The 18,765-nt window shown below is 62.6% G+C and carries 19 protein-coding genes; 2 read left to right on the top strand and 17 right to left on the bottom strand.

All coding sequences use genetic code 11. The features are described from left to right. Nucleotides 1-165 precede the first annotated feature (165 nt). From phnE to HG549_RS04405, 4 genes are read right to left on the bottom strand one after another with little or no spacing between them, the layout of a single operon-like run. A complete protein-coding gene (gene phnE, locus HG549_RS04420) occupies nt 166-933 on the bottom strand; it encodes a phosphonate ABC transporter, permease protein PhnE (RefSeq protein WP_170028326.1) in 768 nt (255 codons plus the stop codon). After that, a complete protein-coding gene (locus tag HG549_RS04415; RefSeq protein WP_170028325.1) occupies nt 930-1,757 on the bottom strand; it encodes an ABC transporter permease in 828 nt (275 codons plus the stop codon). Before HG549_RS04415 ends, phnE begins: the two co-directional genes overlap by 4 nt. Continuing rightward, nucleotides 1,751-2,545, bottom strand: coding sequence for a phosphonate ABC transporter ATP-binding protein (locus HG549_RS04410; protein ID WP_170028324.1), 795 nt, complete (start codon nt 2,543-2,545; stop codon nt 1,751-1,753). The genes HG549_RS04415 and HG549_RS04410 overlap by 7 nt, the downstream gene beginning before the upstream one ends. 14 nt (nt 2,546-2,559) lie before the next feature. Continuing rightward, entirely contained in the window at nt 2,560-3,414 is an 855-nt protein-coding gene (locus HG549_RS04405) for a putative selenate ABC transporter substrate-binding protein (protein ID WP_170028323.1), read from the bottom strand. 126 nt (nt 3,415-3,540) lie between these two features. Here HG549_RS04405 and selD point away from each other — a divergent pair, with 126 nt between their 5' ends. Beyond that, nucleotides 3,541-4,575 (top strand): selenide, water dikinase SelD, encoded by a 1,035-nt coding sequence (selD, locus tag HG549_RS04400; RefSeq protein WP_170028322.1) that lies wholly within the window; start codon nt 3,541-3,543, stop codon nt 4,573-4,575. Further along, on the top strand, nt 4,575-5,687 hold the full coding sequence (gene mnmH, locus HG549_RS04395; protein WP_170028321.1) for a tRNA 2-selenouridine(34) synthase MnmH: 1,113 nt from the start codon (nt 4,575-4,577) through the stop codon (nt 5,685-5,687). Before selD ends, mnmH begins: the two co-directional genes overlap by 1 nt. Before the next feature lie 375 nt (nt 5,688-6,062). On the opposite strand, the gene HG549_RS04390 is transcribed toward mnmH, so the two are convergent. From HG549_RS04390 to hmpA, 13 genes are all read right to left on the bottom strand, one after another. Continuing rightward, nucleotides 6,063-6,449: a lysozyme inhibitor LprI family protein gene (locus HG549_RS04390; protein ID WP_170028320.1), complete on the bottom strand. Its 387-nt coding sequence runs from the start codon at nt 6,447-6,449 to the stop codon at nt 6,063-6,065. 20 nt (nt 6,450-6,469) lie between these two features. Next, complete coding sequence (locus tag HG549_RS04385) at nt 6,470-7,009, bottom strand: hypothetical protein (RefSeq protein ID WP_170028319.1); 540 nt, start codon at nt 7,007-7,009, stop codon at nt 6,470-6,472. A gap of 84 nt (nt 7,010-7,093) precedes the next feature. Continuing rightward, a complete protein-coding gene (locus tag HG549_RS04380) occupies nt 7,094-7,657 on the bottom strand; it encodes a GNAT family N-acetyltransferase (protein ID WP_170028318.1) in 564 nt (187 codons plus the stop codon). 88 nt (nt 7,658-7,745) lie between these two features. Further along, entirely contained in the window at nt 7,746-8,129 is a 384-nt protein-coding gene (locus HG549_RS04375; RefSeq protein WP_170028317.1) for a YkgJ family cysteine cluster protein, read from the bottom strand. Nucleotides 8,130-8,288: 159 nt separating this feature from the next. Continuing rightward, nucleotides 8,289-9,416, bottom strand: a complete 1,128-nt coding sequence (locus tag HG549_RS04370; protein ID WP_170028316.1) for a hypothetical protein — start codon at nt 9,414-9,416, stop codon at nt 8,289-8,291. A 194-nt stretch (nt 9,417-9,610) separates the two neighbouring features. After that, nucleotides 9,611-10,819 carry an alanine transaminase gene (alaC, locus tag HG549_RS04365; protein ID WP_013970982.1) on the bottom strand — a complete coding sequence of 403 codons (1,209 nt, stop codon included), beginning with the start codon at nt 10,817-10,819 and terminating at the stop codon, nt 9,611-9,613. A gap of 317 nt (nt 10,820-11,136) precedes the next feature. Further along, nucleotides 11,137-12,024, bottom strand: coding sequence for a heme o synthase (cyoE, locus tag HG549_RS04360; protein WP_170028315.1), 888 nt, complete (start codon nt 12,022-12,024; stop codon nt 11,137-11,139). An 11-nt stretch (nt 12,025-12,035) separates the two neighbouring features. Next, nucleotides 12,036-12,368 (bottom strand): cytochrome o ubiquinol oxidase subunit IV, encoded by a 333-nt coding sequence (gene cyoD, locus HG549_RS04355; RefSeq protein WP_003259128.1) that lies wholly within the window; start codon nt 12,366-12,368, stop codon nt 12,036-12,038. After that, nucleotides 12,368-12,991 (bottom strand): cytochrome o ubiquinol oxidase subunit III, encoded by a 624-nt coding sequence (gene cyoC / locus HG549_RS04350; RefSeq protein ID WP_170028314.1) that lies wholly within the window; start codon nt 12,989-12,991, stop codon nt 12,368-12,370. The genes cyoD and cyoC overlap by 1 nt, the downstream gene beginning before the upstream one ends. A 3-nt stretch (nt 12,992-12,994) precedes the next feature. Beyond that, nucleotides 12,995-15,013, bottom strand: a complete 2,019-nt coding sequence (gene cyoB, locus HG549_RS04345; protein WP_063911280.1) for a cytochrome o ubiquinol oxidase subunit I — start codon at nt 15,011-15,013, stop codon at nt 12,995-12,997. A 3-nt stretch (nt 15,014-15,016) separates the two neighbouring features. Then, the gene (gene cyoA, locus HG549_RS04340; protein ID WP_015268993.1) at nt 15,017-15,961 is read right to left on the bottom strand and encodes a ubiquinol oxidase subunit II; all 945 of its coding nucleotides are present in this window, start codon (nt 15,959-15,961) and stop codon (nt 15,017-15,019) included. A gap of 558 nt (nt 15,962-16,519) precedes the next feature. Then, nucleotides 16,520-17,026, bottom strand: a complete 507-nt coding sequence (locus HG549_RS04335) for a disulfide bond formation protein B (protein ID WP_170028313.1) — start codon at nt 17,024-17,026, stop codon at nt 16,520-16,522. A gap of 559 nt (nt 17,027-17,585) precedes the next feature. Beyond that, nucleotides 17,586-18,764, bottom strand: a complete 1,179-nt coding sequence (gene hmpA / locus HG549_RS04330; protein ID WP_170028312.1) for an NO-inducible flavohemoprotein — start codon at nt 18,762-18,764, stop codon at nt 17,586-17,588. Nucleotide 18,765 lies beyond the last annotated feature (1 nt).

The following is an 18,765-nucleotide window of genomic DNA, read 5'->3' as shown; positions in this document are numbered from 1 at the left end:
GATTCCGATAGCACGCAAGCATCTGCCTTGCTCGGGGTCCTAAACCCCTGCGCGATCCTTGTGGGAGCGGCTTCAGCCGCGATCACCGGCACAGCCGGTGCCAACCATCGCGTCGCCTGCTTCGCGGATAAATCCGCTCCTACAAGAGCAGCCCCCGGCTAGCGATCAGGCGCGCACGTAGCGCTGGCGCAATACATCGCTCAAGGCATCCACCAGCAACACCAGCACCAGCATGCCCATGATCACCGTGCTGGCTTGCGCCTCCTGGAACAGGCTCAGGGTGGTATACAGCATCTGCCCCAAACCACCAGCGCCGACAAACCCCAGCACGCTGGCCATGCGGATGTTGTTCTCCCAGCGGTACAAGCTATAGGCCAGCAACTGCGGCCACAGGTTAGGCAAGGTGCCGAAGCAGAACGCCGCCAGCTGGCTGCCACCCTGCAGGCGGATGGCCGCCGCCGGCTCCGGCGGCGCGTTCTCCAGGGCCTCGGCAAACAGCCGCCCGAGCACGCCGGCGGTGTGCAGCGCCAGGGCCAGGGTACCGGCATTGGGCCCCAGCCCGGCCGCCAGTACCGTCAGCGCGGCCCACACCAGTTCCGGAATGGCCCGCAGGGCATTGAGCAGCAACCGCGCACAGCCCTGCAGCGGCCAACCAAAGCGGCCCGCAGCCGGTAGCGCCAGCACCAGGCCCAACAACATGGCCAACAAAGTGCCCAGCCCGGACATGGCCAAGGTTTCCAACGCGCCATGCGCGACCGCGCGCAGGTGCCCGGCAGACAGGTCCGGGTGCAGAAAACGCCCGGCATATTCCGCCATCTGCCCCAGCCCGCCATTGCCGAACAGGGCCTGCCAGTCCAGCTCGAGGTAGGCGAACGAGGCCACCACTGCGGCGATAATGGCCCCGAGCAGCAGCAGGTTGGTCGCCCGGTTCATGCCAGCCTCCAGCGCAGCAAGCGGCTGAGCAGGTCGGCCAGCATCACCAGCACCAGGAATGTCAGCAGCATGCTCGCCACTTCCGCACCGGCGAACATGCGCATCGACAGGTCGATCTGCTGCCCTAGCCCACCGGCACCGACGAAGCCCATCACCACCGAGGCCCGCACCGCACACTCCCAGCGATACACGGTATACGACACCACCTCCGACGCAGCGCTGGGCAAAATGCCGTAGAGAAACGCCGCCAACCTGCCACTGCCCGCTTGCAACAGCGCATGGGCCGGGCGCTGGTCGACCGACTCGAAGATTTCGGCGTAGACCTTGCCGAGCATGCCGCTGTAAGTAATGGCGATAGCCAGCACACCGGCCGTCGGCCCCAGCCCGACAGCCCGCACGAACAGCAACGCCCAGACGATTTCCGGCACACTGCGCAGGAATATCAGCAGCCAGCGCACCGGCAGGCGCAGCACGCGTGACCTTAGCCCGGCACGACCGCCACGCGAGGCCGCGCGCAACGACAGGGCCCGGCTGGCCAGCAGCCCGGCAGGGATCGCCAGCAACAAGGCCAACGCCATTCCGGCGGTGGCCACGGCCAGGGTCTGCAAGGTGGCTTCATACAGCAGCGCCAGGAAGTCTGCTGTGTGAGCCGGCGGCCAGAAGGCGCTGGTAAAACTGGCGATCTGCTGGCGATTCTGCGCCTGGAGCAGCACCCCCGGGTTCAGTTCGCTCAGTTGCACGCCCGGCCACAGCAGCAGTACCGCCAGCAGCGCCAGCAGCAACCTCGGCAGCAAGGCCGGGTCGCGCACGTCAGCCTTCAGCATCGCGGAATCTGCACAGTCAGCGTCGGCCCCTGAGGCGGCGCCGGCACCAGCTGTTCGTTTGCGTACAGCGCATCGAGCAACTGCTCGGTCACCGCGTGCGCCGGGCAGTCGAATACCACCTGCCCTTCGCGAATCCCCACCACCCGCGGAAAGTGCGCCAGCGCCAACTCCACCGCGTGCAGGCTGGCCACCAGGGTTATGCCATGGGCCTGGGCGTGACGGTTGAGCAAGGCCAGGCTGTGGTCAGCCAGTACCGGGTCCATGGCCGACACCGGCTCATCGGTCAACAACAGCTGTGGCTGCTGGTACAACGCCCGGGCAATGCCCACGCGCTGCAACTGGCCGCCGGACAATTGCCCGCACTGCACGAACAATTTGTCGGCCAGGCCCAACTCGGCCAGGACCTGGCGCGCGCCAGGCACATCGCTGGGGTACAACAGGTTGAGCAAGCCACGCAGCACACCCCACTGCCCCAGGCGGCCGGCCAGCACCGCCGTCACCACCCGCTGGCGTGGCGGCAATGGCGGGGCCTGATGCACCAGGCCGACCCGCGCACGCAGGCGCTGCCGCGCCCTGCTGGACAAAGCCCAGGGCTGTTCGCCCAGCAACTCCAGGCGCCCGCTGCTGGGCTGGATCGCCGTGGCCATCAGGTGCAGCAAACTGGACTTGCCTGCCCCCGACGGCCCGATGATGGCGACGCGCTCGCCCTGGCAGATACGCAGGTTCACCGCGTCAAGCGCACGCACCTGGCCATGGCGCAGGCTGGCGCCGTGCAGCTGAATAGCCACTTCGCAAGAGACTGTCACTTGAGCAGGCCGGCCTCGCGTGCAGCCTGCTCGGTGCCCACGTAGTTCTCAGGCTTGGTCTCGATGAAGCGGCTGGCCGCCTGCAGGTCGAGAATGGCCTTGTGCTCCGGGTTGGCCGGGTCGAGGTCGAGGAATGCCTTCTTGATCTTTTCCTTCAGCGCCGGGTCCATGTTGCCGCGCACGGTCCAGTTGTAGTCGTAGTAGGTCGGGGTGGTGGCGAACACCTTCACCTTGGCGGTATCGACCTTGCCGGCATCGACCAGCTTCTGCCAGACACTGGCGTTGAGCACGCCGCCATCGACCTTGCCGGCTTGCACCCAGGCCACGGTGGCATCGTGGGCACCAGAATAGGCCACTCGGCTGAAGTAGTCTTCAGGCTTGATATTGTCCTGCTTGAGCATGAAGTAACGCGGCATCAGGCTGCCCGAGGTGGACGAGATGGAACCGAAGGCAAACGACTTGCCCTTGAGGTCGGCCAGGCTCTTAACGTCGGGGTTGGCGGTGATGAACTTGGAGGTGAACTGCGCATCCTGCTCACGCTGCACCAGCGGCGTGGCGGTCGGGTCCTTCAGGTGGACCTGAACGAAGGTGAAACCGCCCAGCCAGGCCAGGTCCAGGCGACCGGAAGCCAGCGACTCGACCACTGCCGGGTAGTCGGCCACCGGCACGAACTTGACTTCCATGCCCAGTTGCCTGGCCAGGTACTCGCCCAACGGCTTGAACTTGCGCTGCAGTTCGGTCGGCGCTTCGTCGGGAATGGCGCTGACCCGCAGGGTTTCAGCAGCCTGGGCGACTACGGCACAGCAGGACAGCACGAGGCCGGCGGCGAGCGCCAGGGGGCGTTTGAGCATGGGTGTTCTCCGGTTCAATAGCGGGGAAAGGCCGGCCGTCAGGCCGACCACGGGAATTATAAGAGGCGCGGGCGCAAAGGCCAGCTTTGCTACAATCGCGCAATAATTTGACCTGCCGAGGTACACATGAGCGAGCCGATTCGCCTGACCCAGTACAGCCATGGTGCCGGCTGTGGCTGCAAGATCTCCCCCAAGGTGCTGGATGTGATCCTCGCCGAAAGCGGCGCCCAGGCACTGGACCCGAAGCTGTGGGTCGGCAACGCCTCGCGCGACGACGCTGCCGTGTATGCGCTGGACGACGAGCGTGGTGTGGTTTCGACCACCGACTTCTTCATGCCGATCGTCGATGACCCCTACGACTTCGGCCGCATCGCCGCCACCAACGCCATCAGCGACATCTATGCCATGGGCGGCGACCCGTTGATGGCCATCGCCATCCTCGGTTGGCCAGTCAATGTGCTGCCCCCGGAAGTGGCCCGCGAAGTGATCCGCGGTGGCCGTGCGGTGTGCGCCGAAGCCGGCATACCGCTGGCTGGCGGCCACTCCATCGACGCCCCCGAGCCGATCTTCGGCCTTGCTGTCACCGGCGTGGTGAACAAGCGCCACCTCAAGCGCAACGACACCGCCAGCGCAGGTTGCCGCCTGTACCTGACCAAGCCACTGGGCATCGGCATCCTCACCACCGCCGAGAAAAAGGCCAAGCTGCGCCCACAGGACCAGGGCCTGGCCCGTGACTGGATGTGCACCCTCAACACCCCCGGCAGCCGCTTCGGCAAGCTCGACGGGGTCAAGGCGATGACCGACGTCACCGGCTTTGGCCTGCTCGGCCACCTGGTGGAACTGGCCGAGGGCAGTGGCCTCACCGCGCACCTGGACTACGCCGCTGTGCCGCGGCTGCCGAGTGTCGAACACTACCTGGCCGAGGGCTGCATCCCCGGCGGCACCCTGCGCAACTTCGACAGCTACGGGCACAAGATCGGTGCCCTCACTGACGACCAGAAGCACCTGCTGTGCGACCCGCAAACCAGCGGCGGCCTGCTGGTGGCGGTCACCCCTGACGGGGAAGCCGAGTTCCTCGCCGAAGCCGCCGGGCTGGGCCTGCAATTGGCAGCGATCGGCCAGTTGGTCGAGCGACAGAGCCACGCGGTCGAGGTGATCTGATGCGCCCCGACTGCACCGACTTCCGCCAGCTGTTCCTCGATGACGTGCCGATGATGGACATGCGCGCCCCCATCGAATTTGCCAAGGGCGCCTTCCCCGGCGCCGTCAACCTGCCGCTGATGACCGATCAGGAACGGCAGAAGGTCGGTACCTGCTACAAGCAGCAGGGCCAGGCCGCCGCCATCGCCCTCGGCCACCAGCTGGTCAGTGGCGCCAGCAAACAGGCCCGCCTGGAGGCCTGGGCGGCATTTGCCCAGGCTCACCCGGAGGGTTACCTGTACTGCTTCCGTGGTGGCTTGCGCTCGCAGATCGTGCAGGGCTGGCTGCGTGATGAAGCGGGTATCCATTACCCGCGGGTCAAAGGTGGCTACAAGGCCATGCGTACCTTCCTGCTGGAAACCACTCAGCAGGCAGTGGAGCAATGTGATTTCGTGCTGGTTGGTGGCCTGACCGGCACCGGCAAGACCGACGTGCTGCACCAGCTGGACAACGTGCTCGACCTGGAAGGCCACGCCAACCATCGCGGCTCCAGCTTCGGCAAGCGCGCCACCGCACAGCCGGCGCAGATCGACTTCGAGAACCAGCTGGCCATCGATGTACTGAAGAAACGTGCCCGCGGCATCGAGCAGTTCGTATTGGAAGACGAAGGCCGCATTGTCGGCAGCTGCACGGTGCCGCTGGAGCTATACCAGGGCATGCAGCAGTACCCACTGGTGTGGCTGGAAGACACGTTCGCCAACCGGGTGGAGCGCATCCTGCGCGATTATGTGATCAACCTGAGCGCCGAGTTCGTCAGCGTGCATGGCGAAGAGGACGGCCGCCGGCTGTTCGCCGAGCGTCTGCTGCAGAGCATGGCCAACATCTACAAGCGCTTGGGCGGCGAACGCTATCAGCGCCTGTCGGACATCCTCCGCCTGGCCCTCGAGGAACAGCAGCGCAGCGGTGCGGTGGACTTGCATCGAGGCTGGATCGAAGGCTTGCTGAACGAGTACTACGACCCGATGTACGCCTACCAGCGCGCAGCCAAGGCAGAGCGTATCGAGTTTGCCGGGGATGCCGTGGAAGTACGCGAGTACCTCAAGGCCCGGGCGCTACGCGAACCGCGCAAGTAGCTCCGAGGCCGCTTCGCGCCCCATCGCCGCGGTTCGTCGCCACGACAAGCCTGCTCCCACAGGTACAGCGTGAGCCTCGGGACTGCGCCGCCCCCTGTGGGAGCGGGCAAGCCCGCGAAGCAGGCGATGCGGGGGCTGGCACCGGCTGCGCCGGTGTTCGCGGGCATGCCCGCTCCCACAGGAATCGCGCTAGCTTTTGGAAATTGGGCATGACAGTTGCTCTCACCCCGCCCGCGCTGCCCTCAGGGCCTGCGCAGTACATGTGGGCGATCGCCCAACCCTTTGGGCTGCGCTGTCGCGCAGAGAACCGAGTTCGCGAGCGGCCTGCGTACCTGTGGCAGCGGTTCACCCGCGAAGAGGCCAGATCAGGCGGCCTTACTGCCCCGGGCTGAGCACCCGCTCCAGCTCCGCTGCGCGGTCACGGGTCATGTCCATCAGGCAGGTACCACCTTCCAGTACCGCCATGGTCCCGCCACTGGCCTGCACATGGAACTGGCAATTGCCATCGCGGTAAGCCAGCCACGTGCGCTGCACATCCCGCAAGCTCTTCTGCTGCCCGGCATCGAGCTTGCCCATCAGTTGCTTGTACACCCGGTTCAGGCGCTGGTCCTGCACCTGCGTTTCGGCCTTGATGCATTCACTCATGGCCAGGGTGCTGGACGCCTTGTCCATGCACTTGCCATAGGCCGCCGTGTAGTCATCGGCCAGTGCCGATGGCAGCGAGCAGGCCAATGCCAGGCCGGTCAGGTAATGCTTGATCATGCAAACTCTCCTTGTGGATTTCAAAGCGTCTGCGGCTGCTCTTGCGGCATCAGCACCCTGCCCGGTTCAAAGCGCAACGTCGGCATCTGCGTCGCGGCATAGAACGCCACGCCCAACGCCGCAACCAGCACCACGTCCAGCCAGCTCCAACCCGGCATATCGGCGGCACTGCGCGCCTTCCAGCAACACCAGGCCTGTCCCAGGCAGAACACCATCATCGCCGCCAGCCACAGGTAGAACCCGGCCCCAAAGCCGGTACGCTCATGAAACGCGTAGCTCTGGTTGTCCGGCAAGCGGTCAATTCCGAAACTGCTGGCAGCCAGGTACAACGCAACCAGCCCAGCCAGGAGCGCCAGCCGGCGGAACCGCCGATGGGCCAGGACCGCCAGCGCCAGCAAAGGGTTGGCGAACCACTGATACATCCCGAAAGGCAGGCCCCATGGCCCATACAACAGCATCTGCAAGGCCGGCATGTGACGGTCGCCACTCATCAGCGCGCCATCGAAGAACAGTGCGAGCAGGTACAGCAGCAAGCTGGCGCTCAGGTAGAAAACGGGCAAGGGGCATACCTGGGGAAAGGAACAGGCTGTGACCATAACCCAGGCCCTGCCCCGCTTCCAAACCTTCGATGGGATGGCATGCGGTCAGGCAACCGGCGGCTCCAGCAGCAGGCCATAGATGCCGGAGTCGGACAGTTCGCCAGCCACACACCAGCGCGCGCGCAAAGTACCTTCGAGCACGAAGCCCTGGCGTTCGAGGGTACGTGCCGAGCCTTGGTTACGTGGGTCGATCTCGCCCTCCAGGCGGCGCATGTGCAGGGTGTGGGCGAGGTAGTCGATGAAGCAGGTCAGCGCCTCGTCCATGTAGCCTCGGCCCTGCATGGCGCTGGCCAGGCAATAACCGATCTCGCCACGGCGAGAGACATCGTCGATGTTGAACAGCTGGACCATGCCGATCAGTTCACCGTTGTCGCGCCGGTACATGCCCAGCTTGAGCTGGTCACCGTTGGCATAGGCTTCACGATCGGCGGCCAGGGCGCTTTCGGCTTCGGCCAGGTCTTGCCAGGGGGCATGGTGCCAATAGCGCATGACCTCGGGGTCGGCCATGATTGCCAGCCACTGTGCTGCATCGGCATGGCGCATGGGGCGCAATTGCAGGCGCGGGCTGTCAAGGCAGAGGTCACTGGGGAAACTGCGGGGTGGGGTCACGCCGGATCTCCTGTCCATGGCTGGGGAAATGACAGTTTAACGTCAAGCGCATGGTTCAGGCATCCGGGTGGCCCGCGCAGGCTGGCGCTCAGGCCACCTCAGCGCCGTCATCCGGCCAATGCGGCTCATTGGCCCCTGGCGGCGTCAGCGGTGGCAGCCCATATGCCGCCCGCGCATCGTCACAGCTGGGGTTGTGTACCCCACCCACCCACGACGCCTCGAACTCGCGGCAGGGGCTGGAGCGGTTGGCGTAGATGGTGCACGCCACCTGCTGGCCAATCTCGCCCTGCAGGCTGATGCAGCGGCATGGCTTGGCATCGGTGCCGATCATGGCGACACGGGTGGGGTTGATCTGTACCACCAGGTCATCCGGTACCAGGCCGCCGGATGACTGGCATTCGCCCCAGAAGAAGGACACACGGAAGTACCCGCAGCAGGCGCCGCAGTCAAGGCAAGGGTTATATTCGGACATGATGGCACGGAGGGAAGGTTGTTGTTATCGGGGCTGGCCCGCGGCGCCATTTTCAATCCAAGCCGGGGCTGCTGGATAGGGGGGCAATGCAAAAATATTCGCCGTTGATCCGGCGGCCGGCCGAGGGCGGCCAACACCTGCGCCGACCGCCCGTTTCCATTAGCAGATAGCCTTGTAAGTCGAGGCATCCGCGCGCTGCAGAGCAAGCCCGGCGTTTGGCTCATAATGGCTGCCTTGCACCTTGCTGAAGTAGGTACGCGCTTCACCACAGTGCACCAGGCGGTCGTCCGTTTCACCCTCGGTGAGGACGGTGTAGGACTCGCTGCGCATGGCCTGATATTGGCTATCTGCTGTCGCCATGGCCTGGTGATGCTTCATCAGCTGGCTGTCGTCCAGCGCCAGCCGCTTGTCGAGCTGCACACCCCAGCGGGTCAGGCAGACCTCGGCAAAATGACGAACGATCAGCCCCGGCTCCGCCAGCACCTTGCCGGCACCGGCGCCATCCGCCGAGGCGTTGCCGACCAGCGTGGCATGGCGGCCTGGCATGGGGTAAATGCATATCCGCGTCCCGCTCGCTACCGAAGGGATCACACAGGCAAACCCTTTGGAACGCTCATCCCGCGAGTAGAAGCCCACGTACTCTTTGACGTTCTCCGCCAGCGTCACACGCTCGGTCTGCACGTTGCCGACGCCTGGCACCGGGTCGATGGCAAAGATGTTCACGGGTATGTGGCGCAACACCGGGTCCTGGGCCATGGCATTGGCCAGCATGTGGCAGCTGATCCCTCCCCGGCTCCAGCCGATCAGGTTGACCTGGGCCGGAATGCGCGGCTTGCGGAAGATGCTGATAATGCGTTCTTGCAACTGCTGCGGTGTCGGATGGCGGTCACCATAGTAATGGGTACGCCAGAACCAGGAGGCAGTGGAAGATGGGTCCGGAACCGGTACTCCGGCATCTTTCAGGCGCAGGTATTCTTGCTCGCTCAGCTCGGTACGCTGCCAGCTGCTTTCGCCTTTTATCACTTGCAATACATGCTTGACGTTCTCTTCCCAGCCACGCCCGAACAGCTGGCCGGTCCAGTTGAAATAGCCACCGGGCTCGACGAACAGGTTGTCATCCTGCAGGTTGCCGCTGCCGGGGCCATCCACGGCGATCCAATGGGCGAACTCGCGGCCTAGATCGTTGCTGGCCAGGGTAGATACCAGCTCGCCGTTCCAGAAATTGGGGTTGGCGTGGTCGAAGCGGTGGGAGCCGGTGCCGCAGAAATAGGCAGTGAAGACACTCATTTGTGGGCCTCTGTGGTGAGAAATGAGTGCACAAGGTAGGGCGATGGACAGTGACAAGGCAGGCGGAAGGCCGATCCCTTTACCCCCTGCTATTGGGGGCTGCTTCGCAGCCCATCGCCGGCACGCCAGCTCAACAGGCCCCAGGGCGTGCGCATACCTGTGAGGCGATGGGCCGCAAAAGCGGCCCAAATGGCTTACTTGCGGGTCAGACCATCGGCCCGGAACATCTGCCGGATCCCGCGAATCGCCTGGCGAATACGGTCCTGGTTCTCGATCAGGGCAAAGCGCACGTGGTCATCACCGTAGTCACCAAAGCCGATTCCCGGCGACACGCACACCTTGGCCTCGGCCAGCAGCTTCTTGGAAAACTCCAGCGAACCCAGGTGCGCATACTCCGGCGGGATCTTCGCCCACACGTACATCGAGGCCTTGGGGTTCTCGACCATCCAGCCCAGCTCGTGCAGCCCTTTCACCAGCAAGTTACGGCGCTGGCGGTACTGTTCGGCAATGTCGCGAACGCACTGTTGGTCACCTTCCAACGCAGCGATGGCGGCTACCTGCAGCGGGGTGAAGGTGCCGTAGTCGTGGTAGCTCTTGATCCGCGCCAGGGCGCTGACCAACTCGGGGTTGCCAACCATGAAGCCGATGCGCCAGCCGGCCATGTTGTAGCTCTTGGACAGGGTAAAGAACTCCACGGCGATATCCTTGGCCCCCGGCACCTGCATGATCGACGGCGCTTTCCAGCCATCGTAGACAATGTCGGCATACGCCAGGTCATGCACCACCAGAACCCCATACTGCTTGGCCAGGGCCACCACGCGCTCGAAGAAATCCAGCTCCACGCACTGCGCGGTAGGGTTGGACGGGAAGCCAAGGATCATCATCTTCGGCTTGGGGATCGACTCGCGTATGGCCCGCTCCAGCTCGTTGAAGAAGTCCACCCCCGGCACCAGCGGCACCGAACGCACCTGGGCACCGGCGATCACCGCACCGTAGATATGGATCGGGTAGCTGGGGTTGGGCACCAGCACCGTATCGCCCTGGTCGAGCGTGGCCAGCATCAGGTGCGCCAGGCCTTCCTTCGAACCAATGGTGACGATGGCTTCGCTTTCCGGGTCGATGTCGACCTCGTAGCGTTCCTTGTACCAGTTGGAAATGGCCCGGCGCAGGCGCGGAATACCGCGAGAGGTGGAATAGCCGTGGGTGTCTTCACGCTGGGCGACCTGCACCAGTTTTTCGACGATGTGCGGCGGCGTCGCGCCATCGGGGTTGCCCATGCTCAGGTCGATGATGTCCTCGCCACGGCGGCGGGCAGCCATCTTGAGCTCGGCAGTGATATTGAAGACGTAAGGGGGGAGACGATCGATGCGCGCAAAGCGGCGCGGCGAACCTGGGTTGGCCATGGCTTCCTCTGAGTACGTAAGCGCCCGGAACCGTCCGAGCGACGTTGGCCGATGTGGCGGCCTGATTTAGAAGATAATGCCGAAACAGGATGCCTGTAAAGGACAATTTCCTGTTTTATTAGAACTTTTCAGATGTATTTTTTGAAAATAAAAGATCTATGTTTCCAGGCTTGGCCTCTTCGCGGGCTCGCCCGCTCCCACAGGGGACAGCGCTTTACCTGTGGGAGCGGGCGAGCCCGCGAAGAGGCCGGCACAGGAAAACGCCCATAAAAAAACCCCGGCACATGGCCGGGGTTTTCGTGAAACAGGCAGCAGCCTCAGCGTGCGTAAGTCATCAGCACGTCCGCAGCGGTCTGGCTGTCCACACCCATCATCACGCTGAGCGCAGTGACGGTGAGGATGGAGAAGCCGAACACCTTGCGTGCCCATTTGCTGTCGTCCTCGGCCTTGTAGCCACCCCAGGCCATGTACAGCCAGTACAGGCCCATGGCAGCAGCCACGGCCAGGTAGCCGAGGCCGGCGTAACCGCCGAGGGTAAGCATCAGGGTGGCGAGCACGAAAGCCAGCACGTACAGCACGATCTGCTTCTTCGCCGCGAGGACACCGCGCGCCACCGGCAGGACCGGAATGTTGGCAGCGCTGTAGTCCTTGAAGCGGAAGATCGCGATGGCAAAGCTGTGCGGCATCTGCCACAGGCTGAACATCACCAGCAGGGTGACTGCAGCCAGGTCGAAGCTGTTGCTTACGGCGCAGTAGCCGATCACCGGAGGCATGGCACCGGACAGGCTGCCAACCAGGGTGCCGTGCACCGATTTACGCTTCAGCCACAGGCTGTAGAAACCGACGTAGACGATGAAGCCGATCAGCGCGCAGAACGCCGACAGCGGGTTGGCCTGGACATACAGCAGGCTGAAACCCGCCACCCCGAGCAGGGTGGCGTAGATCAGCGCGAGGGGCAGCGGCATGCCGCCCTGAACCATGACGCGGTTCTTGGTGCGTTCCATCTTCTGGTCGATGTCGCGGTCGATGCAGTTGTTGAACACGCAACCGGACGCGACTACCAGCGAAGTACCCACTACCACCGCCAGGAACAGGGCGAAATCCACATGGCCCTTCGCGGCAAGGAAGAAACCGCCTGCCACGGAAAGCACGTTACCGAAAATGATCCCCGGTTTGGTGATTTGGATAAAGTGCTTAACGGACATGCAGTCTTACCTCACTTGGCCAACATTTCGAAGTGGATGCTGAACATGATCCACAGCGACAGGCCGACCAGCAGCGCGATCACCAAGGTGGTGAACAGGAACGTCGAAACGTTGTTGCGTTGCTCTTTCGAGCGGTCCATGTGCAGGAAGTACACGAGGTGTACGACTACCTGGATCACGGCCATGGCAACAATGATCAGAACGGTCAGGTTCTTCGGCAGGCTTGGCGACATGGCCAGGCCGAACGGAATCGCAGTCAGGATGATCGACAGGATGAAGCCGATCATGTACGACTTGACGCTGCCGTGGTTACCTTCGTGATGAGTGTCGTGTGCGTTAGCCATTACAGAACTCCCAACAGGTAGACGACGGTGAATACGCAGATCCAGACCACGTCCAGGAAGTGCCAGAACAGGCTCAGGCAGCTCATGCGGGTCTTGGCGGTCGGCGTGATGCCGTGCTTGTTGATCTGGTACATCATGATTGCCATCCAGATCAGGCCGGCGGTCACGTGCAGACCGTGGGTACCTACCAGGGCGAAGAAGCCCGACAGGAAGCCACTGCGGTTCGGGCCGAAGCCTTCGCCGATCAGGTGATGGAATTCATAGATTTCCATCGCGATGAAGCCTGCACCGAACAGGAAGGTCACAGCCAACCAGCCCAGTACGCCAGCTTTCTTGCCATCGAACATCTTCAGCATGGCGAAGCCGAAGGTGATCGAGGACAGCAGCAGGAACAGCGTTTCAACAGCTACGAAATCGAGCTGGAAGATGTCATGACCCGACGGGCCGCCGGCAAAACTGCCGGACAGCACCGCGTAGGTGGCGAAGAGCGACGCAAACAGGATGCAGTCGGTCATCAGGTACAGCCAGAAGCCCAGTACGGTCATCTGGCCCGAGTCGTGGTGGTGGTCGTCATGCCCATGGTCGTGACCATGAGCAGCACCGTGCATTACTTGACTGGACATTGATTACACCCGCTCAAACGATTCGACACGTGCGCCGGCAGGCAGAGCACCTGCTTTGGCCAACGCTTTCATGCGCTCGCCTTCGATGCGCGCCACTTCTTCGGCCGGAACCATGTAGCCCTGGTCGTCACGCGCAGCGTGGCGAACGAAGACAGCGATGGTTGCAACCAGGCTCGCGCCAACCAGCCACCAGATGTGCCAGATGAAGGCGAAGCCGAAGACGGTCAGGAACAGGCCCATGAACAAACCGGTGGAGGTGTTGCTCGGCATGTGGATCGCTTCGTACTTGGCCGCTGGCTTGTAGGCGACACCGGCTTCCTTGGCTTCGTGCCAGGCGTCCAGGCCAACCTTCTCAGGCATGTGGGCGAAGTTGTAGAACGGAGGTGGCGACGAAGTCGACCATTCCAGGGTACGGCCGCCCCATGGGTCGCCGGTCACGTCCAGGTTCTGGTTGCGGTCGCGAACCGATACGTACAGCTGGATCAGCTGGCAGGCGATACCGAACAGGATCAGCACGGCGCCGACAACGGCTACGTACAGGTAGGGTTCCCACAGCGGGTTGTCGGAGTGGTTCAGACGACGGGTCATGCCCATGAAGCCCAGGGCGTACAGCGGCATGAACGCTACGTAGAAGCCCGAGATCCAGAACCAGAAGGCAGCTTTGCCCCACTTCTCGTTCAGGGTGAAACCGAAGGCTTTCGGGAACCAGTAGGCGAAGCCGGCGATGTAGCCGAATACCGCACCACCGATGATCACGTTGTGGAAGTGAGCAATTACGAACAGGCTGTTGTGCAGGACGAAGTCAGCACCCGGAACAGCCAGCAGAACGCCAGTCATGCCACCGATGGAGAAGGTGATCATGAAGCCCAGGGTCCACATGATCGGCGCGGTGAAGCGCAGACGGCCCTGGTAGATGGTGAACAGCCAGTTGAACAGCTTCACACCGGTCGGAATGGAGATCAGCATCGTCGCCAGGCCGAAGAAGGTGTTGACGCTGGCGCCGGCACCCATGGTGAAGAAGTGGTGCAGCCATACAGCGAAGCCCAGCACGGCGATCGCGCCCGATGCATAGATCATCGAGTGGTGGCCGAACAGACGCTTGCCGGAGAAGGTCGAGGTAACTTCCGAGAACACACCGAAGGCCGGCAGGATCAGGATGTAAACCTCAGGGTGACCCCACGCCCAGAACAGGTTGACGTACATCATCGGGTTCCCACCAAGCTCGTTGGTGAAGATGTGGAAGTCCAGATAACGGTCAACAGTCAGCAGAGCGAGTGCAGCGGTCAGGATCGGGAAGGAAGCCACGATCAGCACGTTGGCCCAGGTGCAGGTCCAGGTGAAGATCGGCATGTCCATCAGCTTCATGCCAGGTGCGCGCATCTTCATCACGGTGACGAGGAAGTTCACACCGGTAAGCGTCGTACCCAGGCCGGATAGCTGTAGCGCCCAGATGTAGTAGTCGACACCCACCCCAGGGCTGTACTGGATGCCCGCGAGCGGCGGATAGGCAACCCAGCCGGTCTTGGCGAATTCACCAACGCCCAGCGAGATGTTGACCAGCAGCACGCCTGCCAGCAGCAGGTAGAAGCTCAGCGAGTTCAGGAACGGGAAGGCAACGTCACGTGCACCGATCTGCAGCGGAACCGCCAGGTTCATCAGGCCGGTGAAGAACGGCATCGCCATGAAGATGATCATGATCACACCGTGAGCGGTGAAGATCTGGTCATAGTGTTCAGGCGGCAGGTAGCCTTCGGAGCCACCGGTAGCGGCAGCCAGCTGGGTACGCATCATGATGGCGTCGGCAAAGCCGCGCAGCAGCATGACCATCGCGACGATGATATACATCACCCCGATCTTCTTGTGGTCGACAGTCGTCAACCACTCGGTCCACAAGTAGGTCCACTTGCGGAAGTAGGTGATAGCACCGACGACAGCGATACCACCGAGCGCGATCATGGCAAGTGTCACCATGACTATCGGCTCGTGATAGGGTATCGCCTCCAGGCTTAGTTTACCGAACATCTCTTACTCCTCTGCACCGGCAGCTGGTTGCATACTCGATTCCACACCCTTGGTAGTGGCCAGATCTTTGCTGCCTGCTTCTTCGTGGCTCGGACGACCGCGGTTCATGCCTTCGTACTTGTCGACGATCAGCTGGAACTGGTCAGGCGAAGCCTCGCTGTACAGCGCGACCGGGTTGTTTTCGCTTGGTTTGGCCAAGGCGTCGTATTCGGCCTTGTCCAGCTTCTTCGGCGACTGCTTGACCTCGGCGACCCACTTGTCGAAGTCTTCCTGGGAGGTGGCAGTAGCCTTGAATTTCATGCCGGTGAAGCCAGCACCGCTATAGTTGGCGCTGATACCGTCGAACTCGCCGTTTTCGTTGGCGATCAGGTGCAGCTTGGTGGTCATGCCGGCCATGGCGTAGATCTGGCCGCCCAGGCCCGGGATGAAGAACGAGTTCATCACGGCGTCGGAAGTGACGCGGAAGTTGACCGGGGTGTTAGCCGGGAAGACGATCTTGTTGACCGTGGCAATGCCCTGCTCCGGGTAGATGAACAGCCATTTCCAGTCCAGCGCGACCACGTCGATCTGCACCGGCTTCACATCGGAATCCAGCGGACGATACGGGTCCAGCTTGTGGGTGGAGTGGTAGGTGAAGTAACCCAGGGCGATGATGATCAGGATCGGGATGATCCACACCGCAGCTTCGATCTTGGTCGAGTGCGACCAGTCAGGGGTGTAGGTGGCGGCCTTGTTGGAAGCACGGTACTTCCAGGCGAAAACCACGGTCATGATGATGACCGGAATCACCACCAGCAGCATCAGGCCGGTAGCGATGAGGATCAGGTTCTTTTGCTCAATGCCGACCTGGCCCTTCGGGTCGAGCAGGGTCCAGTTGCACCCACTGAGTAAAAGCATGCCTAAAAAGGGCAATATGCCAAACAGTCTGGGGTAACGCTTTTTACTCATCTCACGACCTCTAGATCAGCTTGCTTCAATGCAATTTGTGTTTTGGTAGCCAACACTTCGTCCTGCCAAGTGCGGCATTTCGCGCCCGTACTCGCTCCTGCCCGGGTCCGACTGCAGGGCCTTGGCGTCAAGCGGGTTAGCGGTGCTTATGGTTTCGTAGGCAACAGGCCTGTACTTCAGACCAAGTCCATTTGGTGCGGGAAAACGCGGAGGGGGGTCCGCCCGGTATCGCCGTTGGGCGAAACTTGACGAAGTCAGCAAAAAGGAGCGCTGGGGCTTCCTTCAATCCTGCGACTCGCAAGCAGTGCCGAACGGAAATTGGGGGCGATTGTAGATAGGTCGCCAACCCTTGACTATGACTTATTGAGCAACAGTCTTTTACAGATTCCGCAACAATACTGCTCAAAAATTCAACTTCGCGACAGTTTGTCGCACCCCGCTTGCTAGGCCCCAAAGCCGCATTCTGCAAGGCCTGCGGGTTGATCTGGATCAAGCGGGGAGCAACTTTTCACTGTTCTCGTGGGGCGCAAAAGACCCCACGCAATTCGGTACTTTTGTCTAAGCCTGGCGTCGGTTGCGGTAGATCCCGAGCGGAACCAGCACAGCCGTCAGGACAAACGCCAGCAACGCCCACTGCGCCAGGGACAGGCCGAGGATCGGCGGATACGGCGTGCTGCAGAAACCATCGACCTGGAACACCAGCGGCCACAGCTTGGCCAGAGGCAGGTCGTCCACGATCGGCTGCAGGGTATCGATGCCACAACTGACCATGGGGTTGGCGAGTATATACACATGGTTGCCGGCCGCAACGATTCCGCCAATGGCGCTGAGCACTACCAGTGCCTCGAAGAAGGTCAGGCTGCGGCGCCCGGGCATTGCCGCCGCGATGAAGGCGAACAGGGCAATGAACAGCAGCGCATAACGCTGCAGGATGCACAGAGGGCACGGCGCCTCGCCGAGCACGATCTGCATGTACAGGGCGCCGCCGATCAGCGAAATGCAGATCAGGCCCAACAGCACCAGAAAGCGCCGTTCCCGATTCAGGCGCGATGTTTGTTCGTTCATTGCCGATTCCTTCGATGGATAGTGGCAGCGTGGTCCGCCTGCCTGGGCGCAAGTCTACACGCTGGGCAGGGCCTTTGAGCGTGCCGAGGAAGCGGCGCGATAGCGCGGCGCAGGGCTATCCGGTGTGGCTGAGACCGGCCGCAGCGACGTCGGTTCAACGTCAGGCGGCAAAAAGCGGCTGCCCAGGTGCCGCGCAGGGCCAAGCCCCTCGACACCCGGGAGTGAAGGATACCGTGATTAAAGGAGAATTAAAGATCAAACCTACGCTGCGGTTTTAATCCTTCCTTATATATAGGCACAAGGTGGGGAAGCCCAGCCGCTGGCAAGCCAGCCCCCAGGCAGCGAATGCTGTCGACCGTTTCGTTCTCGATTACCCACGGGCGGGAGCAAGGCTGCAAGGGAGCTGGCTTGCCAGCGGCTGGGATGAATAGTTTCCACAAGCCTGTAGCGGCCATTTCGCGGGTGAACCCGCTCCTGCAGGGACCGCGCCAATCGTGAATGCGGCGCTGCACTGTGGGGAGCGAGTTCACCCGCGAGGAGAGCCGCTACCGGGGCTGCATCACTCCAGCGCCGCCGCCGGCCCGAAGAACTCGTAGCGGCTCTGCTGCTCCGGCACACCCAGGCCTTTCAGCTGGCGCTTGACCGCCGCCATGAAGCCCTTCGGCCCAAGGAAGTAGGCATCCACATCGCGCTCCTGCGGCAGCCACTCGGCCAGCAGGTCTTCACTCAGCAAGCCCACCGCATCGGCTGCAGCAGCACCTTCCGGCTCGGCATAGCAATAGAAGCGCTTGAGCTGTGGATAACGCTCGGCCAGGCCGTCGACCCAGTCACGGAAGGCATGCACGGCGCCGTTACGCGCACAATGAATGAAATGCACCTCGCGCCGGGTTTGCAGAGCCGCCTGCAGCATCGCCAGGGTCGGGGTGATGCCCACGCCACCACTGATCAGTACCAGCGGCTTGTCGCCCGCGGCCAGGGTGAAATCACCTGCCGGCGGGAACAGCTGCAGGGTATCGCCCAGCGCCAATTGGTCATGCAGGTAGTTGGAAACCTTGCCGCCCTGCTCGCGCTTGACGCTGATGCGATATTCCTTGCCGTCGCACAGCGCCGACAGGGAATAGTTGCGGCGCTGCTCGGCACCGTCGATGTCCAGTTTCAGGCCGATGTACTGGCCAGGCTCGGCCTTGAGCACCGGTTTGCCATCCACCGGGGCAAAGTAGAACGAAACGATCTCACTGCTTTCCTGCTCGCGGCGGACCAGGCGGAATTCACGGGTACCACGCCAGCCGCCTGCGGCTTCTTCCTTCTGTTTGTAGAGGTTTTCTTCAGCGCCGATCAGAATCTCGGCCAGTTGGCCATAGGCCGCGCCCCAGGCCTCGATGACGGCGGGGGTGGCGATATCCTTGCCCAGCACTTCCTCGATGGCGCGCAGCAGGCAGCTGCCGACGATCGGGTAGTGCTCCGGCAGAATCTGCAAGGCGACATGCTTGTTGATGATCTGACCGACCAGGCCGCCCAGCTGCTCCAGTTGATCGATGTGGCGGGCATACATCAGCACGCCGTTGGCCAGGGCACGCGGCTGGTCACCGCTGGCCTGGTGGGCCTGGTTGAACAGCGGGCGTACCTGCGGGTACTCGCTGAGCATCATCTTGTAGAAGTGGGTGGTCAGCGCTTCGCCGCCGCTTTCCAGCAGGGGGACCGTGGCCTTGATGATTGCACGTTGTTCGGCATTGAGCATT

Source organism: Pseudomonas sp. SK (assembly GCF_012975065.1).
Classification (GTDB): Bacteria; Pseudomonadota; Gammaproteobacteria; order Pseudomonadales; family Pseudomonadaceae; genus Aquipseudomonas; species Aquipseudomonas anuradhapurensis.
Note: the sequence above shows the minus strand (reverse complement) of the source record. Positions and strands in the feature narration are given on the sequence as shown.